Source organism: Nonomuraea sp. WAC 01424 (assembly GCF_003947315.1).
Classification (GTDB): domain Bacteria; phylum Actinomycetota; class Actinomycetes; order Streptosporangiales; family Streptosporangiaceae; genus Nonomuraea; species Nonomuraea spiralis.
The window spans coordinates 245,156-262,760 of the sequence record NZ_QHHZ01000015.1 but is presented as its reverse complement, the minus strand read 5'-3'; the positions used below and the strand labels follow the sequence as shown (position 1 = coordinate 262,760).

Genomic DNA, 17,605 nt, shown 5'->3' with positions numbered 1-17,605 from the left:
CCGCTGGGCCGGGGCCGGTGGAATGTCCGGGGCTCGTGAACGGCGGGTGAATTCTGGCGTAAGGTCGGCTTTCCGACGTACTCCCCCGACAATCGCACTCCCATAATCCCTGCCATGGGGGATATTTCGCGAAATGGGATGCGATGAAGCGATGGGTCGGCGTCGCCTTGGCCGCCGTCCTGGCCGGGGTGGCGGTGGTCGCGGTCGTCCTGGGGAACCGCTCGGCCGAGGCGCCGGAGCTCAGTGTCGTACGGGGTGTCATCGGCTCGGAGAAGAAGCCGTTCTTCGACGACCCGGCGGTCAGGGCCGCCTTCGCCCGGCACGGCCTGCGGGTCGAGGTGGACACCGCCGGTTCCCGGCAGATCGCGACGGAGGTGGACCTCGGCCGGTACGCCTTCGCCTTCCCCTCCGGCGCGCCCGCCGCCGAGAAGATCAAGCGTGACCGGGGCGCGACGACGACGTTCTCGCCGTTCTACTCGCCGATGGCGATCGCCACGTTCGAGCCGATCGCGGGGCTGCTGACGAAGGCCGGCCTGCTCAGCAATTCCGGCAAAAGCCCACAACTACTCGATATAAAGAAATATCTGGAATTAACGGCTAAAGGCACTCGATGGGATCAAATCCCGGGTAACGATGTATATCGTGCCCGGAAGCGGGTCCTGCTCACCACCACCGACATCCGTACGTCCAACAGCGCGGCCATGTACCTGTCGGCCCTCGGCTACGTCACCAACGGCGAGAACGTGATCACCTCCGACGCGCAGATCGCCGGTATCGCGCCGGTCCTCGCCCCCGTCGTGCTCGACCAGGGCTTCTCCGAGACCACGAGCGAAGCCTCCTTCGACGACTATCTCGCCCTCGGCGCCGGCAAGACGCCGATGCTCGTCGTGTACGAGGCCCAGTACCTCTCCCACGTCTTCGCCCGCGACGGCGCGATCCGGCCCGACATGCGGCTGGTCTACCCCGCCCCCACCGTGCTCAGCAAGCACACCCTGGTCCCGCTGTCCGCGCCGGGAACCCGCGTCGGCGAGCTGCTGACCGGCGACCCCGAGCTGCGTTCCCTGGCCGCCGCGCACGGATTCCGCACCGCCGACCCGCGGGCCTTCGCCGACCGGGCCGCCAAGGCGGGCACGCCGGTCGCCGACCTGGTGGACGTGGTCGAGCCGCCCGTCTACGAGCGCCTGGACAAGCTGATCACCACGATCGACGCCTCCCGCCCGTGACCGCCTCTTCCGGCAAGACCCCTTCCAGCAAGGAGAACTCCGACGTGTCCGATCTGGTGCTCACGCCGCCCGCGCCGGTCCAGCCGGTGCCGGCCGAGACGGCGGCCACCATGCTCCCCCTGCCCGACGGGCGCGCGGCCGAGCTGGCCGCCAAGGCACGGGACTTCGCCGGCGAGCTGAGCGGGCTCGACCCGCGCTCGTCGGAGTTCGGCCGCAAGGTGCACGACCTCGCCTCGATGGGCGACACCGAGATCAGGTCGGCCTCCCAGGTGGCCAACCGCATGCTCAAGCGCCCGGTCGCGGCCCTCGACGCGGCCCGCGGCGAGGGCGCCGACGCCCAGGCCAAGGTGGCCGCCGACCTGGTGGCACTGCGCCGTACGGTGGTGGACCTGGATCCCAAGCAGGCGGCGGGCGGGCCGCGCAGGCTGCTCGGGCTGATCCCGTTCGGCGACCGGCTGCGCGACTACTTCGCCAAGTACCGCTCGGCGCAGCAGCACCTCGACGACATCATCCGCGCGCTGAAGTCCGGCCAGGACGAGCTGCTGCGCGACAACGCGGCCATCGAGGGCGAGAAGGCGAACCTGTGGGAGGCCATGACCCGCCTCCAGGAGTACGCGGTCATGGCCAAGGCCCTCGACGCGGCCCTGGAGGAGCGCATCACGCTGGCCGACGAGGAGCGGGCCACGGCGCTGCGCTCCGACGCGCTGTTCGCGGTGCGCCAGAAACACCAGGACATCCTCACCCAGCTCGCCGTCTCCGCCCAGGGCTACCTGGCGCTCGACCTGGTACGCAAGAACAACCTGGAGCTCAGCAAGGGCGTGGACCGGGCGACCACGACCACGGTGGCCGCGCTGCGCACGGCGGTGACGGTCGCGCAGGCGCTGGCCAACCAGAAGCTGGTGCTCGACCAGATCACCGCCCTGAACGCCACGACGAGCGACCTCATCCTGGCCACCAGCGAGATGCTGCGCACGCAGGCGGGCGCGATCCAGAACCAGGCCGCCTCGACGACCGTGGACCTGGACACGCTGCGGCAGGCGTTCGACAACGTGTACGCCACGATGGACACGATCGACGCCTTCCGCGCCAAGGCCGTGGACAACATGGCGGCCACGGTGGACAGCCTGGGCGCCGAGCTGGAGCACGCCCGCGTGTACCTGGAGCGTTCGCGGGAGTCGGCGTGAGGCCGCGTATGAGGCGCCGGGCCGGATGGGCGCTCGGGACGGTCCTGCTGCTGGCCGCCGCCTGCGGTGGCGGCCGCGGCGGCGACGGCGACGGCGACGGCGGGGGCGTGCCCGCCGACGGCCCCGACGTGCTGCGCGTGCTGGCCGGCAGCGAGATCAGGGACCTCGAACCCCTGCTCAGGAAGGCCGCCGGCGAGATCGGCGTCCAGGTGCGGCTGACGTACACCGGCACGCTGGACGGCGCCGAGCGGGTCGCGAGCGGGCGCGCCGGCGGCGAGCTGGACGCGATCTGGTTCTCCTCCAACCGCTACCTGTCGCTCATCGACGGCGCCCAGGCCAGGCTGTCCACCCAGACCAAGATCATGGTGTCTCCGGTGGTGCTCGGGCTCAAGCCCGCCAAGGCCCGGGAGCTGGGCTGGGACAAGGGCCGGGTGTCGTGGTCGGACATCGCGGCGGCGGCCAGGCAGGGCCGGTTCAGCTTCGGCATGACGAACCCGGCCTCGTCCAACTCGGGTTTCTCCGCCCTGGTCGGGGTGGCTGCCGCGCTGTCGGGCGCCGACGGCGCGCTCAGCGCCGAGCAGGCCCGCGCGGTGACGCCCAGGCTGAAGGACTTCTTCTCCGCACAACGGCTGACGGCCGGCTCGTCGGGCTGGCTGGCCGACGCCTACGCCCGCGACCCGCGGGTGGACGGCATGGTGAACTACGAGTCCGTCCTGCTCGGCCTGCGCGACCCGGTCACGCTGGTCTACCCGGACGACGGCGTGGTCAGCGCCGACTACCCGCTGACGCTGCTCGCCTCGGCCGCCGAGCCGAAGCGGCGGCTGTACGGCAGGCTCGCGGAGTGGCTGCGCACCCCGGCCGTGCAGCGGGAGATCGTGACGGGCACGCACCGGCGGCCGATCACGCCCGGCGTGGCCCCAGATCCGCGTTCCGGCGCGGCGCAGCTCATCGAGCTGCCCTTCCCCAACCGGCGCGGCACGGCCGACGAGCTGATCGCCACCTACCTCGACCGGGTGCGCGTCCCGGCCGAGGCGCTGTTCGTGCTGGACACCTCCGGCTCGATGCAGGGCGACCGGATCGAGGCGGTCGGGCAGGCGCTGGTGGCGCTGACCGGCGCCGACACCTCGGCCTCGGGCGCGTTCTCGCGGTTTCGCAGCCGGGAGGCGGTGACGATGATCCCGTTCAACGACCGGCCGGGCACGCCGGTGCCGTTCGCCGTCCCCGAACGTGACCCGGCGCCCGAGCTGGCGCGGATCAAGGGGTTCGCTCAGGGGTTGCGGGCCGGCGGGGGCACCGCGATCTACGACAGCCTGGCCGCCGCCTACGACCGTCCCGTGACGCCCGGCCACTACGGCTCGATCGTGCTGATGACCGACGGCGAGAACACCGACGGCTCGGACTACGCCGCCTTCGAGTCGCGTTACCGGGCCCTGCCGGAGGAGCGGCGGCGCACGCCGACGTTCGTGGTGTTGTTCGGCGAGAGCGACGACGGGGAGATGCGCAAGATCGCGGCGCTGACCGGCGGGGCCGTGTTCGACGCCCGTTCCACGTCGCTGAGCGGCGCCTTCAAGGAGATCCGTGGCTATCAGTGAGCGGGTCCTGCGCTATCTGGGCTCGACCAGGAACATCGCGGGCTGCGTGCTGGCGCTTCTGGGCCTGGTCGCCCACCTGTTCGGGCTGGCCGGCGCGTTCTGGCCGGTGGTCGTGGCGGCCCTGTACGGGGCGGGCGCGCTGCTGGCCCCGCCCGAGCGCCTGCGGTTGCGGATCTCGCACGCCGAGGTCGAGACGTCGGCGCTGCGGGACGACCTCGACGCGCTGCTGCGCCGGATCGAGGGCCGTTTCCCGGCCGACGTGCAGGCGGCCGTGGCGGGGCTGGCCGAGGTGGTCAGGGGCGTGCTGGGCCGGGCCGAGCAGCTGACCGCCTCCCCCGACCGGCTGCACGTGGTGTCCCAGACGGTCCGCAGCTACCTGCCGGCCAGCCTGGAGGCGTACGCGAACCTGCCGCGCGGGTACGCCCTGACCCGGCGGGCCGGCCGGGAACGCAGCGCGCACGAGGAGCTGCTGGCCCAGCTCGCCCTCCTGGACGCCGGCCTGCGGGAGGTGGCCGAGGCCGTCCACCGGGGCGACGAGCAGGCGCTGCGCGACCAGGGCCGGTTCCTGCGCGACAAGTTCGGCGGCTCGGACCTGGACCTGGGCTAGCCGGCGGACACCCGTACGACCTCGAAGACCAGCGCGGAGGCCGGGAGCAGCGCGGGCGCGGGCAGTCCCATCTCGACCAGCACCGAGCCCGGCAGCCGCACCGGCGCCAGCACCCACTGCGGCAGCCCCGCCCCGGCGGGCAGCGGGCCCGCGACGCGCACCTCGTACAGGGCGGCGGGGTCGAGCCCCGGCAGCCGCAGCGGGTCGGGGCTGACGGTGACGCGGCTGGTGAGCTGGACGCAGGCGAACACGGCCCGCTCGGGCAGCACGACGCCGTGCACCAGCGTCGAGGGGTCGGGGTGGTCGGCGCGCACCACGCGGCCCGCGTGCAGCACCGGGCGCAGCCGCTTGTGCAGCGCGATCCAGACCGCCAGCTCCTCCAGCTCCTCGGGGCTCGCCGAGGTCAGGTCCCATTCCACGCCCATGTGGCCGAACATCGCGGTCGCCGCCCGGAAGGCGAGCGGCAGCGCGCGGCCGGTGATGTGGTCGTGGGGGGCGCCGACGTGGCAGCCCATCCGGTCCGGCGGCACCAGCAGCCCGGTCCAGCGCTGGATGGCCTGCCGGTCGAGGGCGTCGTTGCAGTCGGAGGCCCACACCCGGTCGGTACGGGCCAGGACGCCGTAGTCGATCCGCGCCCCGCCCGACGAGCACGACTCGATCTCCAGCCCGGGATGGCGGCGGCGCAGCTCGTCGATCAGCCGGTAGGCCGCCTCGGTCTGCGCGTGCACACCCGGCACGCCGTCGTGGACGGGCTCGGCCAGGTCGCGGTTGTGGTCCCACTTGATGTAGTCGAGGGCGTACTCGCCGGTCAGGGTGTCGAGGCGGTCGAGGAGGTAGTCGTAGACCTCGGGCCGGGCCAGGTCGAGCACCTGCTGGTTGCGCCAGAGCGCGGGCGGCCGGTCGGCGCGGGCGAGGATCCAGTCGGGGTGGGCGCGGGCCAGGTCGGAGTCGGGGTTGACCATCTCGGGCTCGAACCACAGGCCGAACTGCAGGCCCAGCCCGCGTACGTGCTCGGCCAGCGGGTGCAGGCCGTCCGGCCACACGTCCGCGTCGACGTACCAGTCGCCGAGCCCGGCACGGTCGTGGCGGCGGTGGCGGAACCAGCCGTCGTCGAGCACGAACCGTTCGATCCCGGCGGCGGCCGCCTTGTCGGCCAGCTCGCGCAGCCGGTCGAGGCCGTGGTCGAAGTAGGTGGCCTCCCAGTTGTTCAGCGTGACCGGGCGTACCGGGAGCGTGCGGGCGGCGCGCAGGTGGTCGTGCAGGCGGCCGCCGGCCTCGTCCAGGCCGCTGCCGGACCAGGTGAAGTAGACCCAGGGGGTGGTGTAGCTCTCGTCCTGGGCGAGGGTGATCTCGCCGGGTTCGAGCAGTTCGCCGGCCGCCAGCACGGCCTGGCCCTCGACGAGCCGTTCGGCGTAGTGGACGTGGCCGCCGCTCCAGCCCGCGTGCACGGCCCACACCTCGCCGGCGCGGAAGCCGAATCCGGGCGTACCGGCCACGAGCAGGCCGGTCGCGTCGTGCCCGGTGCGGCCGCGGCGGCTCTCCCGCGCCCACACCCCCTGCCCGAACTCCCTGCGCTGCGGCACCTTCTCCAGCGCCCAGCGGCCGGTGAAGTCCAGCAGCTCCCCCGCCCGCGCGGGCAGCGGCAGCGCGCAGGTCAACCCCTGCACCCGGTACGGCGAGGCGGCGGTGTTGGTCACCGTGTGCCGCATCATGACGACACCGGAGGCGTCCATGGCCAGCTCGCTGACCAGCCGCAACCCCGCCTCGGCGTCCACGGCGGCGACGGTCGCCCGGCCGCCGGCGCCCGGCTCGGCCGCCGTCTCGACGTTCTCGACGCTCCAGCGCACCGGCCAGTGCTCGCCGGCCCGGTCGCCGGACAGGCCGGGCCTGCCGTACCAGGAGTCGCCCTGGCCGGGCAGCAGCGGCAGCGCGGCCGTCAGCGACAGCAGGGCGGGCAGCAGGTCGGCTCCGGTGACCGGCCCGAGGTCGGCGCCGAAGTGCCGCACCCGCGGCAGGCCGGGGCCGGAGACGTCGAGCACCAGGGCCGAGCCGGCCGCGGAAAGGATGACGGGGGGCACGTCACACTCCTCATGTCGGTACATCACACCGAATATCACGTGAAACGAGACGTTACCGGGCAGGTCGCCGTCGTGGATCATCGCGGCGCGCGCGTCCACACGGCCCCCGCCGGGCCCGCCACCCCCGTGGGGAACGGCCTTCCAGGCGCCGCGCGACCTCCTCCCGCCCGCGCCCGCCGCCCCTCCGGCCGGGCGTTCGCCCCCAGGGGGGCTGCTCCGCGAGGCCGGACAGGAGGGCATGTACACTCCTCTTCGGAAACAGACAGTAGCGCTGCGTGACGCATCATGGCATCCGGACCCTCCGGCCGAGGGCGGGTCCCCGTAGTCAGCAGCACAATCCCCCGTCCGGACCGACAGCGGGGAGCCATGGATTCTCTTCACCTGACCACCAGCCGCCAGGACACGACCGTGACCGTCTCCCTGGCCGGCGAGCTCGACATCGCCACCACCGAGGCCGTCCGCGGCCACCTGCTCGGCGTGCTGGAGGAGGCCGGGCGGGCGCGGCGGCCGGACGTGTCGGTGGTCATCGAGGTGAGCGGCCTGTCCTTCATCGACGCGGCCGGGCTCGGCATCCTGGTCTCGGTGCACAACCAGGCCGCGCGCCGGCACACCAGCCTGCGGCTGGCCAACGTCCCGCCCAACATGAGACGCCTGCTGCGTATCACCGGCCTCGAAGCCCATCTGACGCCCCAGTCGTAACGGTCCGCCCGCCTTGAGTAGGTTGTGGGCGTGTCGATGATTCAGGTTCCTGGCCCGATCCCCGCCAGGCTGGAGGACGGGTTCGAGCGTGTGCTGCGCGAGCAGCGGCTGCCCGCCGGGTTCCCGCGGGCGGTGCTGGACGAGGCCGACTGGGTGGCGCAGGTGCCCAGGCTGGACGCCAAAGACCTGACCGACGTGCCGTTCGTGACCATCGACCCGCCGGGCTCGATGGACCTCGACCAGGCCCTCCACCTGGAGCGGCTGCGTGACGGCTACCGCGTCTGGTACGCCATCGCCGACGTCGGGGCCTTCGTCCGGGTGGGCGGGCCGGTCGACACGGAGGCCCGTACCAGGGGCGAGACCGTCTACCTGCCGGTGGGCAGGGTGCCGCTGCATCCGAAGGTGTTGTCGGAGGGCGCGGCCAGCCTGCTGCCCGGCACGACGCGACCGGCCGCGGTCTGGCGGATCGACCTGGACGCCGACGGCCAGATCGTCGGCGCGGACGTCCAGCGCGCCCGCGTACGCAGCCGCGAGCGGCTCGACTACGCCTACGTGCAGGCCGCCGTGGACACCGCCACCGCAGACGGAACCCTCGGCCTGCTGGCCGAGATCGGCATGTTGCGGCTGCGGCTGGAGCGGGGGCGCGGCGGCGTCACCCTGCCCACGCCCGAGCAGGAGATCGTCCGGGACGACGGCGGCTACCGGCTGGAGTTCCGCATGCCGCTGCCCGCCGAGGCGTGGAACGCGCAGATCTCGCTGCTGACCGGCATGGCCGCCGCCTCGATGATGCTGGACGCCGAGATCGGCATCCTGCGCGTCCTGCCCGCGCCACAGCCGGACGACCTGGCCAAGGTGCGCAGGGTCGCGAAGGCGCTCGGCGTGCCGTGGCCCGAGGGCGCCGGTTACGGGGAGGTCGTGCACGACCTCGACCCGAAGAACCCGCAGCAGGCGGCGTTCCTGCACGAGTCGAAGGTGCTGCTGCGCGGCGCCGGTTACGCCGCCTTCGACGGCGCGCCGCCCAAGCTGGCCGAGCACGCGGCGGTGGCGGCGCCGTACGCGCACGTCACGGCCCCGCTGCGGCGCCTGGTCGACCGGTACGCGACCGAGGTGTGCCTGGCGGTCGCGGCGGGCGAGCCGGTGCCCGCCGACGTACGGGCGGTGTTGCCGCTGCTGCCCGACATCATGGCGGCGACCGGCCGGCGGGCCGGGGCGGTCGACCGGGCCTGCGTGGACCTGGTGGAGGCGTTCCTGCTGCGCGACCGGATCGGGCAGGCGTTCGAGGCGATGGTGATCGACGTGGACGAGCGCCGCGGCGGCGGCCAGGTGCAGCTCGTCGAGCCCGCCGTGATCGCCCGCTGCGACGGCGAACTCCCGCTGGGCGAGCGCGTCACCGTACGCCTGACGCAGGCCGAACCGGCCACCCGCGAGGTGCGCTTCACCCTGGCCTGAGCCCCGGCGGCCGGCGACCGGACACGTCGGGCGGCACAGCGAGGGGCCGCGCGCGGACGACCTCGCGCGCGGCCCCTCTCCGTGCCGCCGGTGGACCGGCCGTCTACCGCTTGAGCGGCGACCAGCCCGCGCCGACGCCCAGCAGGTGGAGCGCGACGCACAGCAGCCCGGCGGTGGTGAGCGTGCCCGAGGTGAGCACGTTGCCGACGGCCGTGCCGGCGATGTCGAAGATCAGGGCGACCAGGAAGAACAGGGCGGCAATGAGAGCGAACACGGGCTACCTCCCGACATGACCGGACCCCGGCTGTTGCCCGAGGGGGATCCTTTGTCTACGCCTTGGGGATGTCCGCCTCGATCAGCAGAGAAACTGACCCGAAGGTGACGATGTGTAGCGATATGATGACACCGTCTTGACCGGCCGGTCAGTCGGCCCCGGCCCGCATGCCGTCGCAGATCACGGCGGCCATCCGCCCGGCCGCTCCCCTGCCCCGCGCGTGCCGTTCGGCCGCCAGCGAACCGCGCAGCAGATCCCGTACGTCGTCGGCGGACAGATCCCGGCGTACGGCCCCGGCCCGCTGGGCGCGGGCCAGCAGCCGCCCGAGCGCGTCGGCGAAGTCGGCCTCCAGGGTCGAGCCGGGCCGCAGGCCGAGCCCGGCGCCGCCCTCCAGCAGGTCGCACAGCGCCTGGTTGCCCGCGGCTTCCTGGGCGACCCGGCAGAACCAGGCGAAGAAGGCCCGCCCGGCGTCGGTCGCGGTGGCCAGCGCGCGGGCGTCGGCCACGAAACGTTCGACCCGGCCCAGCAGCACCGCCTCGAACAGCGCCTCTTTCGTGGGGAAATGCCGGTAGACGGTGCCGACCCCGAACCCGGCGCGGCGGGCGATCTCGTCGAAGGAGATGGTCAGGCCGTCGGCGGCCAGCGCCTCCTGCGCGATCTGCAACACCCGCTCGCGGTTGCGGCGGGCGTCGGCGCGTAACGGCCGGGCCGAGCTGTGGTCGTCGCCCATGGGGGACCTGCCTTCGGCAAGCGGAGGGAACTCTCCGATTCTACCGGGCGGTAGCCCGGCATGGCGCGGCCGCCCGCCCTGGCCGGAGCCAGGAGGGGCGGCCGCATGGGACCTCACGCGCCACCGCTCAGGGCGGCGCCGCCACTCCGGGCGCCGCTGTTCCGGGCGCCGCTGTTCCGGGCGCCGCTGTTCCGGGCGCCGCTGTTCCGGGCGCCGCTGTTCCGGGCGGCACCCCCAGACGCGGCCGCAGGCCGAACGAGCCGACCCGCTTGAGCCTGATCCGGTCCTCGCGAGGCACCGGCTCCAGCTCCACGATGCGCGCGCCGTCCGGCACGTGGCGCAGGTCGTGGGTGATGAGGATGGTGGTACGCCCGGCCATCAACCGCCGCAGCGGCTTCATGACCTGGGCGACCGTGGCGTCGTCCAGCCCGGTCATCGGCTCGTCGAGCACCAGGACGGGCGCGTCGCGCAGGATGGCCCTGGCGATCCCGATCCGCTGCCGCTGCCCGCCGGACAGCAGCCGGCCCCGCTGCCCGACCGGGGTGTCGTACCCCTGGGGCAGCAGCTTGACGAAGTCGTGCACGCCGGCCGCCTCGGCCGCCCTGATCACCTCGCCGAGCGAGGCGCCCGGCCGGCCGTAGGCGATGTTGTCGCGTACGGATCCCGAGAACAGCAGCGTCTCCTGGTGCAGGATCGCCACGTTGTCGCGCAGCGAGTCCCGCGTCAGGCCCCTGATGTCGCGGCCGTCGAGCAGGACACGCCCCTGTTCCGGGTCGTAGAAGCGCAGCAGCAGCTTGGCCAGCGTCGACTTGCCGCTCCCGCTGGGCCCGGTGCAGACGACCAGGTCGCCGGGCCCGGCGGTGAGCGACACGTCGCGCAGGGCAGGGCGCGTACGTCCCGGATAGGTGAAGCCGACGCCGTCGAACTCCACCCGTCCCTCGCTCCGGCCGGGCAGCGCCACCGCCGACTCGGCGTCGGTGACGAGGGGCCGGGCCCGCAGGACCTCGATGACACGGTCGGACCCGGCCGCCGCCTCCGACACCGTCAGCGCGATCTCCCCCAGGCTCTGGACGGCCGGGTAGAGCATCGCCAGGTACGCGGCGAAGGCGAGCAGGCCGCCCAGGGTGAGCCGTCCGGCGACGATCTCCCAGGCGCCGAACCCGATGACGACGATCAGGCAGACCGTCTCGATGACCTGGACGACGGGCTGGTAGAGGCCCGACAACCAGGCCTGGGACAGGTTGGCGCGCAGCCAGCGGCGGCCCTCGCCGTGCAGGCGTCCGGACTCGGCCCCCTGCCGGTTGTAGGCCTGGACGAGCGCCTGGTTGGCCAGGCCCTCCTCCAGCACGCTGTTCATGGCGCCGTTGCTGAGCCGCTCCCGCGCAGCCGCCGTCCTGAACCTGGCCGCGAACAACTTCGAGACGACCAGGAACGCCGGGATCAGCGCCATCGTGACGAGGGCGAGGTCCCAGCGGATGAAGAAGGCGGCGCCGGCGAAGAAGATCACACTGGCCGCCGTGGTGAACAGCTTGACCAGGCCGGAGCCGACGAGCTCCTCGATGGCCTGGATGTCGTCGGTGAGCCTGGCCATGAGGTCCCCGAGCCGGCGGTTCTCCGAGAAGTCCGGCGACAGGCTCTGGATGTGCGCGAACACGCGGTCACGCAGGGCGAGCAGGAACTTCTCCGCGCCGTACGCCGTGGCGTACGCGCCGGCGAAGGACGTCACCCCGGCGACGGCGGCGAGCCCGAGCCAGGTGAAGGCGGGCGCCCAGAAGGCGTCCAGATCGCGGGTGGCGAGCACGTCGTCGGTGATGTGCCCGAACAGGCGGATCGCGGCGACCTCGCAGAGCGCCGCGAGGACCGCGAACACCACGCCACACGCGAAAAACCGGCGCAGGCCTTTCGTGTCCGGCCAGAACTCGCGAAAGGTTCGGCGAATGGAAACTGCGGGAGCGAGTTCTCGGCCGGAGAGCGCAAGGGAGAGCCGGCGGCTGGGCCGCCGGCTCTCAAGGGGTTGCTCTACCACCCCCAGCCCCACCACCTACGGAAGTTGCAGCAGCGACGGCGACGCCACCGACGGCGGCAACGCCAGGACTCCTGGAAGCCGGGCTGGGTCAGCTGGTTGCTAGCCATATCTTCCTCCCCGTTTGGCTGTTCCATTCGACAAAAGGGACGCTACCCGCTAATTCGCCATATATCACCAGAAGTTCGGGCGTTAAAAGGAGACTTGACCGGCGAATCCCGGCCACAAAGGCACTCCTGACGGCCTGTTAAATGAGCCGCAAATCACCAAAGCCGCTAATAGCGGTAACGGAAGGCTCAAAGATGCTACTCAGAACTGGTTTTCACCTAAAACACAACACCGCTGTGGGGCCGTCCCGGAGAACTCCGAGGACCCCAAATCCCCCCAACTCCCACCAACCGCACCGCCCCCGGCAACCGCACCCCACCCGCCCCGGCCACCCACCACCCCCAGGCCAACCGCCCGAACCAGCCGCCACCACGCCCAGCGGTCAGCCACCCACGTTGGCCGCCCACCGCCCGCGCCCTAAGCGTCCTTTCGGCGCCCCAAGCGTTACGCCCTCAGACGCCCTGCACCCACTCTCGGCCCGCGCTCCCAGGAGCCCGCCATCCGGCGCACCATCCACGCTCCCAGGAGCCCTGCCGCGCCCACAGGCGCCCGCCCATCAGCGCACGCCGCGCCCTCAGACGCCCCGACCCCGCACCCACAACCCGCGCCAACGGGTGCCCGCAGCCCGCCACCGGCCGCCTCCGGGCACCCGCCGCTCAGGTCAGCGAGGAGTACGCCACCACACCCCGCCGCATGGCGTCCATCGCCTTGCCCGCGGTCTGCTTGATCTTGCTCCCCTCCGGAGCCGCGTTGCCGAGCTGACCCAGCAGGTCCATCAGCTGCTTGATCCACCGTACGAAGTCACCGGCCGCCAGCTCGTTGCCCGCCACGCCCTCCATCAGCACCGCGTCGAGGCTGTGCCCCTTGGCCCACCGGAACGCCGCCCACGCGAACCCCAGATCGGGCTCGCGGATCGTGGACAGCCCGTGGTCGGACTCGATGCCCTCCAGCTCGCCCCACAACCGGATCATCGACGACAACGCGTCCTGCGCCCGCCCAGCCGGGACCTTGGGACGACGCGCGTCGTCGGACTGCCGCGACTCGAACACCAGCGCCGACACGCACGCGGCCAGCTCGGCCGGTTCGAGCTCCTCCCACAGGCCACCGCGCAGGCACTCGGCGGTCAGCAGGTCGAGCTCGGTGTAGAGGCGGCCCAGGCGGCGCCCCTCGTCGGTGACGGCCTCGCCCTCCAGGTAGCCGAGCTGCTCCAGCACCGAGCAGATGCGGTCGAAGGTACGGGAGATGACGTGGGAACGCCCCTCGACCCGGCGGCGCAGCCCCTCGGTCTCGCGCTGGAGCTTGTAGAAGCGCTCGGCCCAGCGGGCGTGGTCCTCGCGCTCGTCGCAGCCGTGGCAGGGGTGCTGGCGGATGCGCCGGCGCAGCTCGTTGACCTCGTCGTCCTCGATCGAGTGGTCACGCGCCCTGGCCGGCTTGCCGAGGTCGCGATCACCGATCTTGGCCAGCAGCGTGGAGACGAGATTGGCGCGTTCCTTCGGCGAACGGCCGTTGAAATTCTTCGGGATGCGCAGCTTCTCCAGCGGCTCGACCGGCACCGGGAAGTCGGCCGGGTCGAGCTTCTTGACCTGCTTGCCGATCGTCAGCACCAGCGGGCTCGGGCCGTGGCCACGCGGGTTGCGGCCCGGGTCGAGCACGATCGCCAGGCCGGCCCTGCGCCCGCCCGGAACCCGGATCACGTCACCCGGCTGCAGCGCCTCCAGCGAGCGCACGGCCGCCGCGCGCCGGGCCGCGCCGCGCTGCTTGGACAGCTCGGCCTCTCGGGCTGCCAGCCGCCGGCGCAGCGCCGCGTACTCGGGGAAGTCGCCCAGGTGGCACGTCATGGCCTCCTGGTAGCCCTCCAGGGCCTCCTCGTGCTTGCGGAGCTGCTTGGCCAGGCCCACGACCGCCCGGTCGGCCTGGAACTGCGCGAACGACTCCTCCAGCAGGGTACGGGCCCGCTCACGGCCGAACTGGCCCACCAGGTTGACGGCCATGTTGTACGACGGCTGGAAGCTGGAGCGCAGCGGGTAGGTGCGGGTGCCGGCCAGCCCGGCCACCGACAGCGGGTCCATGCCCACCTGCCACAACACCACCGCGTGGCCCTCGACGTCGATACCGCGCCGCCCGGCCCGCCCGGTGAGCTGGGTGTACTCGCCGGGGGTGAGGTCGGCGTGGGTCTCGCCGTTCCACTTGTCGAGCTTCTCGATCACGACGCTGCGCGCGGGCATGTTGATGCCGAGCGCCAGCGTCTCGGTGGCGAAGACGGCCTTGACCAGGCCGCGGGTGAACAGCTCCTCCACGACCTCCTTGAAGGCCGGCAACATGCCCGCGTGGTGGGCCGCCAGGCCGCGCTCCAGGCAGTCGCGCCACTCCAGGTAGCCGAGGACGGCGAGGTCCTCGTCGGGCAGGTGGGCCGTACGCTCGTCGACGAGCTGCCTGATCTCGTGGCGTTCGCGGTCGGTGGTCAGCCGGATGCCGGCGTGGAGGCACTGCTGCACGGCCGCGGTGCAACCGGCGCGCGAGAAGATGAACGTGATCGCCGGGAGCAGCCCCTCGGAGTCGAGCTTCTCGATCACCTGGGCGCGGTCGGGCGGCCGCGAGCGGTGGACCCGGCCGTAGCCGCCGCGCCCGCGCCGCCCGGCCGTGAGGCGCTCGGCGTCGCGCGTCACCCGCATCAGGGTGGGGTTGATGCGCAGCGTCAGGTCGTCGCTCATGAACATGTCGTAGATGCGGTTGCCGACCATCATGTGCTGCCACAGCGGCACCGGCCGGTGCTCGTCGACGATGACCGTGGTGTCGCCGCGCACCTCGCCCAGCCACTCGCCGAACTCCTCGGCGTTGCTGACCGTCGCCGACAGCGCGGCCAGGAGCACCGACTCGGGCAGGTGGATGATGACCTCTTCCCACACCGCGCCGCGGAAGCGGTCGGCGAGGTAGTGGACCTCGTCCATGACGGCGAAGCCGAGTCCGGCCAGCGTGGGCGAGCCCGCGTAGAGCATGTTGCGCAGCACCTCGGTGGTCATGACCACGATCGGGGCCTCGCCGTTGACGCTGTTGTCGCCGGTCAGCAGGCCGACCTTGGCCGTGCCGTAGCGTTTGACCAGGTCGTTGTACTTCTGGTTGGACAGCGCCTTGATGGGGGTGGTGTAGAAGCACTTGCGGCCCTGCTCCAGGGCCAGGTGTACGGCGAACTCGCCGACGACCGTCTTTCCCGACCCGGTGGGCGCGGCCACCAGGACGCCGTCACCGGCCTCCAGGGCCCGGCAGGCGTCGAGCTGGAAGTCGTCGAGCTCGAAGTCGTAGAGACCGCGGAACGATCTCAGAGCGCCTCCGTCGTCACCGTGCTTCTGACGGAAGGCCGCGTAGCGTTCCGCTGGCGTTGTCATACCCGCCAGCCTACCGAAATCGCCATTCCGGTCCGTCCCGCCATGGTCGGCCTGCGGCGAACATCCGGAGCCCCCGGGGCAGCCGGTCAACTGATCACCCGGAGCGCGCCGGGCTGGATCTCGCAGGTGACCGGCACCGGGCCCACGCGTTCCCCGTCGGCGTACGCCACCACGTCGGCCGCCTCCAGCCGCACCCGCCGCGCCCGGCGCACCGAGACCGCCCGATGGCTCACGTGCGTGCCCCGGTAGACGCCGGGGAAGACGCGCAGGAACTCGCCCTTGGACACCGCGCCCACCATCATCACGTCCAGCAGGCCGTCGTCGGGCGAGGCGTCGGGGCACACGCGCATGCCGGCGCCGTACGAGCTGGTGTTGCCCACGGCGACCATCATGGCCTCCTGCTCGACCACCTCGTCGTCGTCGAGCGTGACCCGGAACGGGATGGGCCGGAACGCGCGCAGCTCCTCTGCCACCGCCACCAGGTAGCGGCCCTTGCCGGGCGGCCACGTACGGCGGTTGGCGCGCTCGTTGACGCGCGAGTCGAAACCGCAGCACAGCACCCCGGCGAACAGCTCCTCCGACTCCCCCGCCCGCACGCGCGCCGCGTCGAGCGGCCGGGCCCGCATCCGCAACACGGTCCTGGCCGCGGCCAGCGGGTCGCGGTGGGCCAGGCCCAGGGCGGCGGCGATGTCGTTGCCGGTGCCGGCCGGGATGATGCCGAGCGGCACGTCGGTGCCCGCCACGGCCTGCACGGCCAGGTGGACCAGCCCGTCGCCGCCGAAGGCGACGAGCGCGTCGGGGCGCTCGGCGACGGCGGTGCAGGCACGTTCGAGGGCGTCGGCGGCGTCGGAGCCGACGATCACCGACAGCTCGGCGCCTCCGGCCCGCAGGCGGCGGGCGACGGGTTCGAGCAGCCGCAGGGTACGCCCGCCGCGGGCGGCGGGGTTGACGAGCAGGGCGATTTGGGGGGCCACGCCCGGAACCTATCGCCTATCGCGCGTCGCCGGAATCCTCCGGCTCCGGCGGGACGTCGGCCAGCGGGGAGGCCTCGTCGTCGGACAGGTGGGAGAAGTCCTCGCCAGCGGGCCTGCGCCGCTCCCGCACGTACATGAAGAGCTCGGCGAGGAAGTACAGGATGATCATCGGCGCGGCCAGCGCCATCATGGTGAGCGGGTCGCCACCGGGGGTGATGACCGCCCCGAACACGAACATCGCGAAGATCACCGTACGCCGGTGCTTCTTGACGGTCGCGTGGGACAGGACGCCGATGACGTTGAGGAAGACCAGCAGCAGCGGCAGCTCGAACGACACGCCGAAGATCAGCAACATGATCAGGACGTAGTCGAGGTACTCGTCGATCGAGATCGTCGCGACGGTGTCCTCGAGCGAGAAGCTCAGCAGGATGCCGAGGCTGGTGTCCATGATCATGTAGGCCAGGCCCGCGCCGAACACGAACAGCGGGACCGCGAGACCCAGGAACGCGATCGAGTAGCGCTTCTCGCTGCGGTAGAGGGCCGGGGTGACGAAGGCCCAGATCTGGTAGAGCCAGACCGGTGAGGCCACCACGACGCCCACCATCGCCGAGACCTTCAGCGTGATGAAGAAGGACTGGAAGATGCCGTTGTAGACCAGGCTGCACTTGTCGTTGAGCTGATGCGACTGCGGTGTCTCGCAGTAGGGCGCACGCAGCGCCTCCCACACCGGGTCGAACAGGATCCACCCGACGACGATGCCCACGACGATCGCGAGAACCGCGATGAGCAACCTGTTGCGCAGTTCGCGCAGGTGCTCCATGAGCGGCATCCGGCCCTCGGGGTCGGGGGCCGATCCGGAATCGCTCGACCGTTTGAGCAGCGCCATTCGCAGTCCAGGGTGAGGAGGAGGAACGGGGGTCAGGCTTGCTTGTCGGCCTGGGCGGCGCCGGCCGGCAGGCGGGCGGCCTGCTCCTCCAACTGACGGGCCTGCTCCTCGACCGACGGCGCGGGAGCGGGAGCCGGGGCGGGGGCGGCGTTGATCGGCTGCGGCGCGGCCTGCTGCTGCGGGGCCGGAGCCGGAGCCTGGGCCGGCTGGGCCTGGACGGTGGTGTGGGGCGTGTCGTCGTCGTCATCGCGGAGCTTGGCGGTCTCCGACTTGAAGATGCGCAGCGACCTGCCGACGCCTCTGGCCACGTCGGGCAGCTTCTTGGCACCGAACAGCAGGACGAGCACACCTGCGATGATCAGGAGCTCGGGAACTCCAAGGTTCGACATGAAACG

At 72.3% G+C, this 17,605-nt stretch carries 14 protein-coding genes; 6 read left to right on the top strand and 8 right to left on the bottom strand.

The features are described 5' to 3' along the window. Positions 1–143: 143 nt before the first annotated feature. Genes DMB42_RS36690 through DMB42_RS36675 form a run of 4 tightly spaced genes read left to right on the top strand, consistent with a single transcriptional unit; the run spans position 144 to position 4,606 of the window. Positions 144–1,223, top strand: a complete 1,080-nt coding sequence (locus tag DMB42_RS36690) for a hypothetical protein (protein ID WP_125642698.1) — start codon at positions 144–146, stop codon at positions 1,221–1,223. Next, positions 1,220–2,407, top strand: a complete 1,188-nt coding sequence (locus DMB42_RS36685) for a toxic anion resistance protein (protein WP_260478156.1) — start codon at positions 1,220–1,222, stop codon at positions 2,405–2,407. Before DMB42_RS36690 ends, DMB42_RS36685 begins: the two co-directional genes overlap by 4 nt. Further along, positions 2,404–3,999 (top strand): VWA domain-containing protein, encoded by a 1,596-nt coding sequence (locus DMB42_RS36680; RefSeq protein WP_260478155.1) that lies wholly within the window; start codon positions 2,404–2,406, stop codon positions 3,997–3,999. The genes DMB42_RS36685 and DMB42_RS36680 overlap by 4 nt, the downstream gene beginning before the upstream one ends. After that, entirely contained in the window at positions 3,986–4,606 is a 621-nt protein-coding gene (locus DMB42_RS36675) for a hypothetical protein (protein WP_125642695.1), read from the top strand. The genes DMB42_RS36680 and DMB42_RS36675 overlap by 14 nt, the downstream gene beginning before the upstream one ends. On the opposite strand, the gene DMB42_RS36670 is transcribed toward DMB42_RS36675, so the two are convergent. Then, positions 4,603–6,708, bottom strand: coding sequence for an alpha-galactosidase (locus DMB42_RS36670; RefSeq protein WP_125642692.1), 2,106 nt, complete (start codon positions 6,706–6,708; stop codon positions 4,603–4,605). The two genes, DMB42_RS36675 and DMB42_RS36670, sit on opposite strands and share 4 nt — an antisense overlap. A 342-nt stretch (positions 6,709–7,050) precedes the next feature. Between DMB42_RS36670 and DMB42_RS36665 the strand changes: the two genes are divergently transcribed. Beyond that, on the top strand, positions 7,051–7,383 hold the full coding sequence (locus DMB42_RS36665; RefSeq protein ID WP_185845041.1) for an STAS domain-containing protein: 333 nt from the start codon (positions 7,051–7,053) through the stop codon (positions 7,381–7,383). A gap of 36 nt (positions 7,384–7,419) precedes the next feature. Then, positions 7,420–8,832 carry an RNB domain-containing ribonuclease gene (locus DMB42_RS36660; protein WP_125642876.1) on the top strand — a complete coding sequence of 471 codons (1,413 nt, stop codon included), beginning with the start codon at positions 7,420–7,422 and terminating at the stop codon, positions 8,830–8,832. Between the two features lie 103 nt (positions 8,833–8,935). Here DMB42_RS36660 and DMB42_RS53630 read toward each other — a convergent pair whose 3' ends face one another. The 7 genes from DMB42_RS53630 to tatA all read right to left on the bottom strand — a co-directional run bounded on the left by DMB42_RS53630 (position 8,936) and on the right by tatA (position 17,599). Beyond that, positions 8,936–9,106, bottom strand: coding sequence for a hypothetical protein (locus DMB42_RS53630; RefSeq protein ID WP_185845040.1), 171 nt, complete (start codon positions 9,104–9,106; stop codon positions 8,936–8,938). Positions 9,107–9,254: 148 nt separating this feature from the next. Then, complete coding sequence (locus tag DMB42_RS36655) at positions 9,255–9,836, bottom strand: TetR/AcrR family transcriptional regulator (protein WP_125642687.1); 582 nt, start codon at positions 9,834–9,836, stop codon at positions 9,255–9,257. Positions 9,837–9,963: 127 nt separating this feature from the next. Beyond that, on the bottom strand, positions 9,964–11,709 hold the full coding sequence (locus DMB42_RS36650) for an ABC transporter ATP-binding protein (RefSeq protein ID WP_260478154.1): 1,746 nt from the start codon (positions 11,707–11,709) through the stop codon (positions 9,964–9,966). A gap of 914 nt (positions 11,710–12,623) precedes the next feature. Beyond that, on the bottom strand, positions 12,624–15,350 hold the full coding sequence (locus DMB42_RS36645; RefSeq protein ID WP_125642681.1) for an RNA helicase: 2,727 nt from the start codon (positions 15,348–15,350) through the stop codon (positions 12,624–12,626). Positions 15,351–15,436: 86 nt separating this feature from the next. Beyond that, the gene (locus DMB42_RS36640; protein WP_125642677.1) at positions 15,437–16,324 is read right to left on the bottom strand and encodes a diacylglycerol kinase family protein; all 888 of its coding nucleotides are present in this window, start codon (positions 16,322–16,324) and stop codon (positions 15,437–15,439) included. A 16-nt stretch (positions 16,325–16,340) separates the two neighbouring features. Further along, positions 16,341–17,210 carry a twin-arginine translocase subunit TatC gene (gene tatC, locus DMB42_RS36635; protein ID WP_260478153.1) on the bottom strand — a complete coding sequence of 290 codons (870 nt, stop codon included), beginning with the start codon at positions 17,208–17,210 and terminating at the stop codon, positions 16,341–16,343. Between the two features lie 32 nt (positions 17,211–17,242). Then, the gene (gene tatA / locus DMB42_RS36630) at positions 17,243–17,599 is read right to left on the bottom strand and encodes a Sec-independent protein translocase subunit TatA (protein WP_125642674.1); all 357 of its coding nucleotides are present in this window, start codon (positions 17,597–17,599) and stop codon (positions 17,243–17,245) included. Positions 17,600–17,605 lie beyond the last annotated feature (6 nt).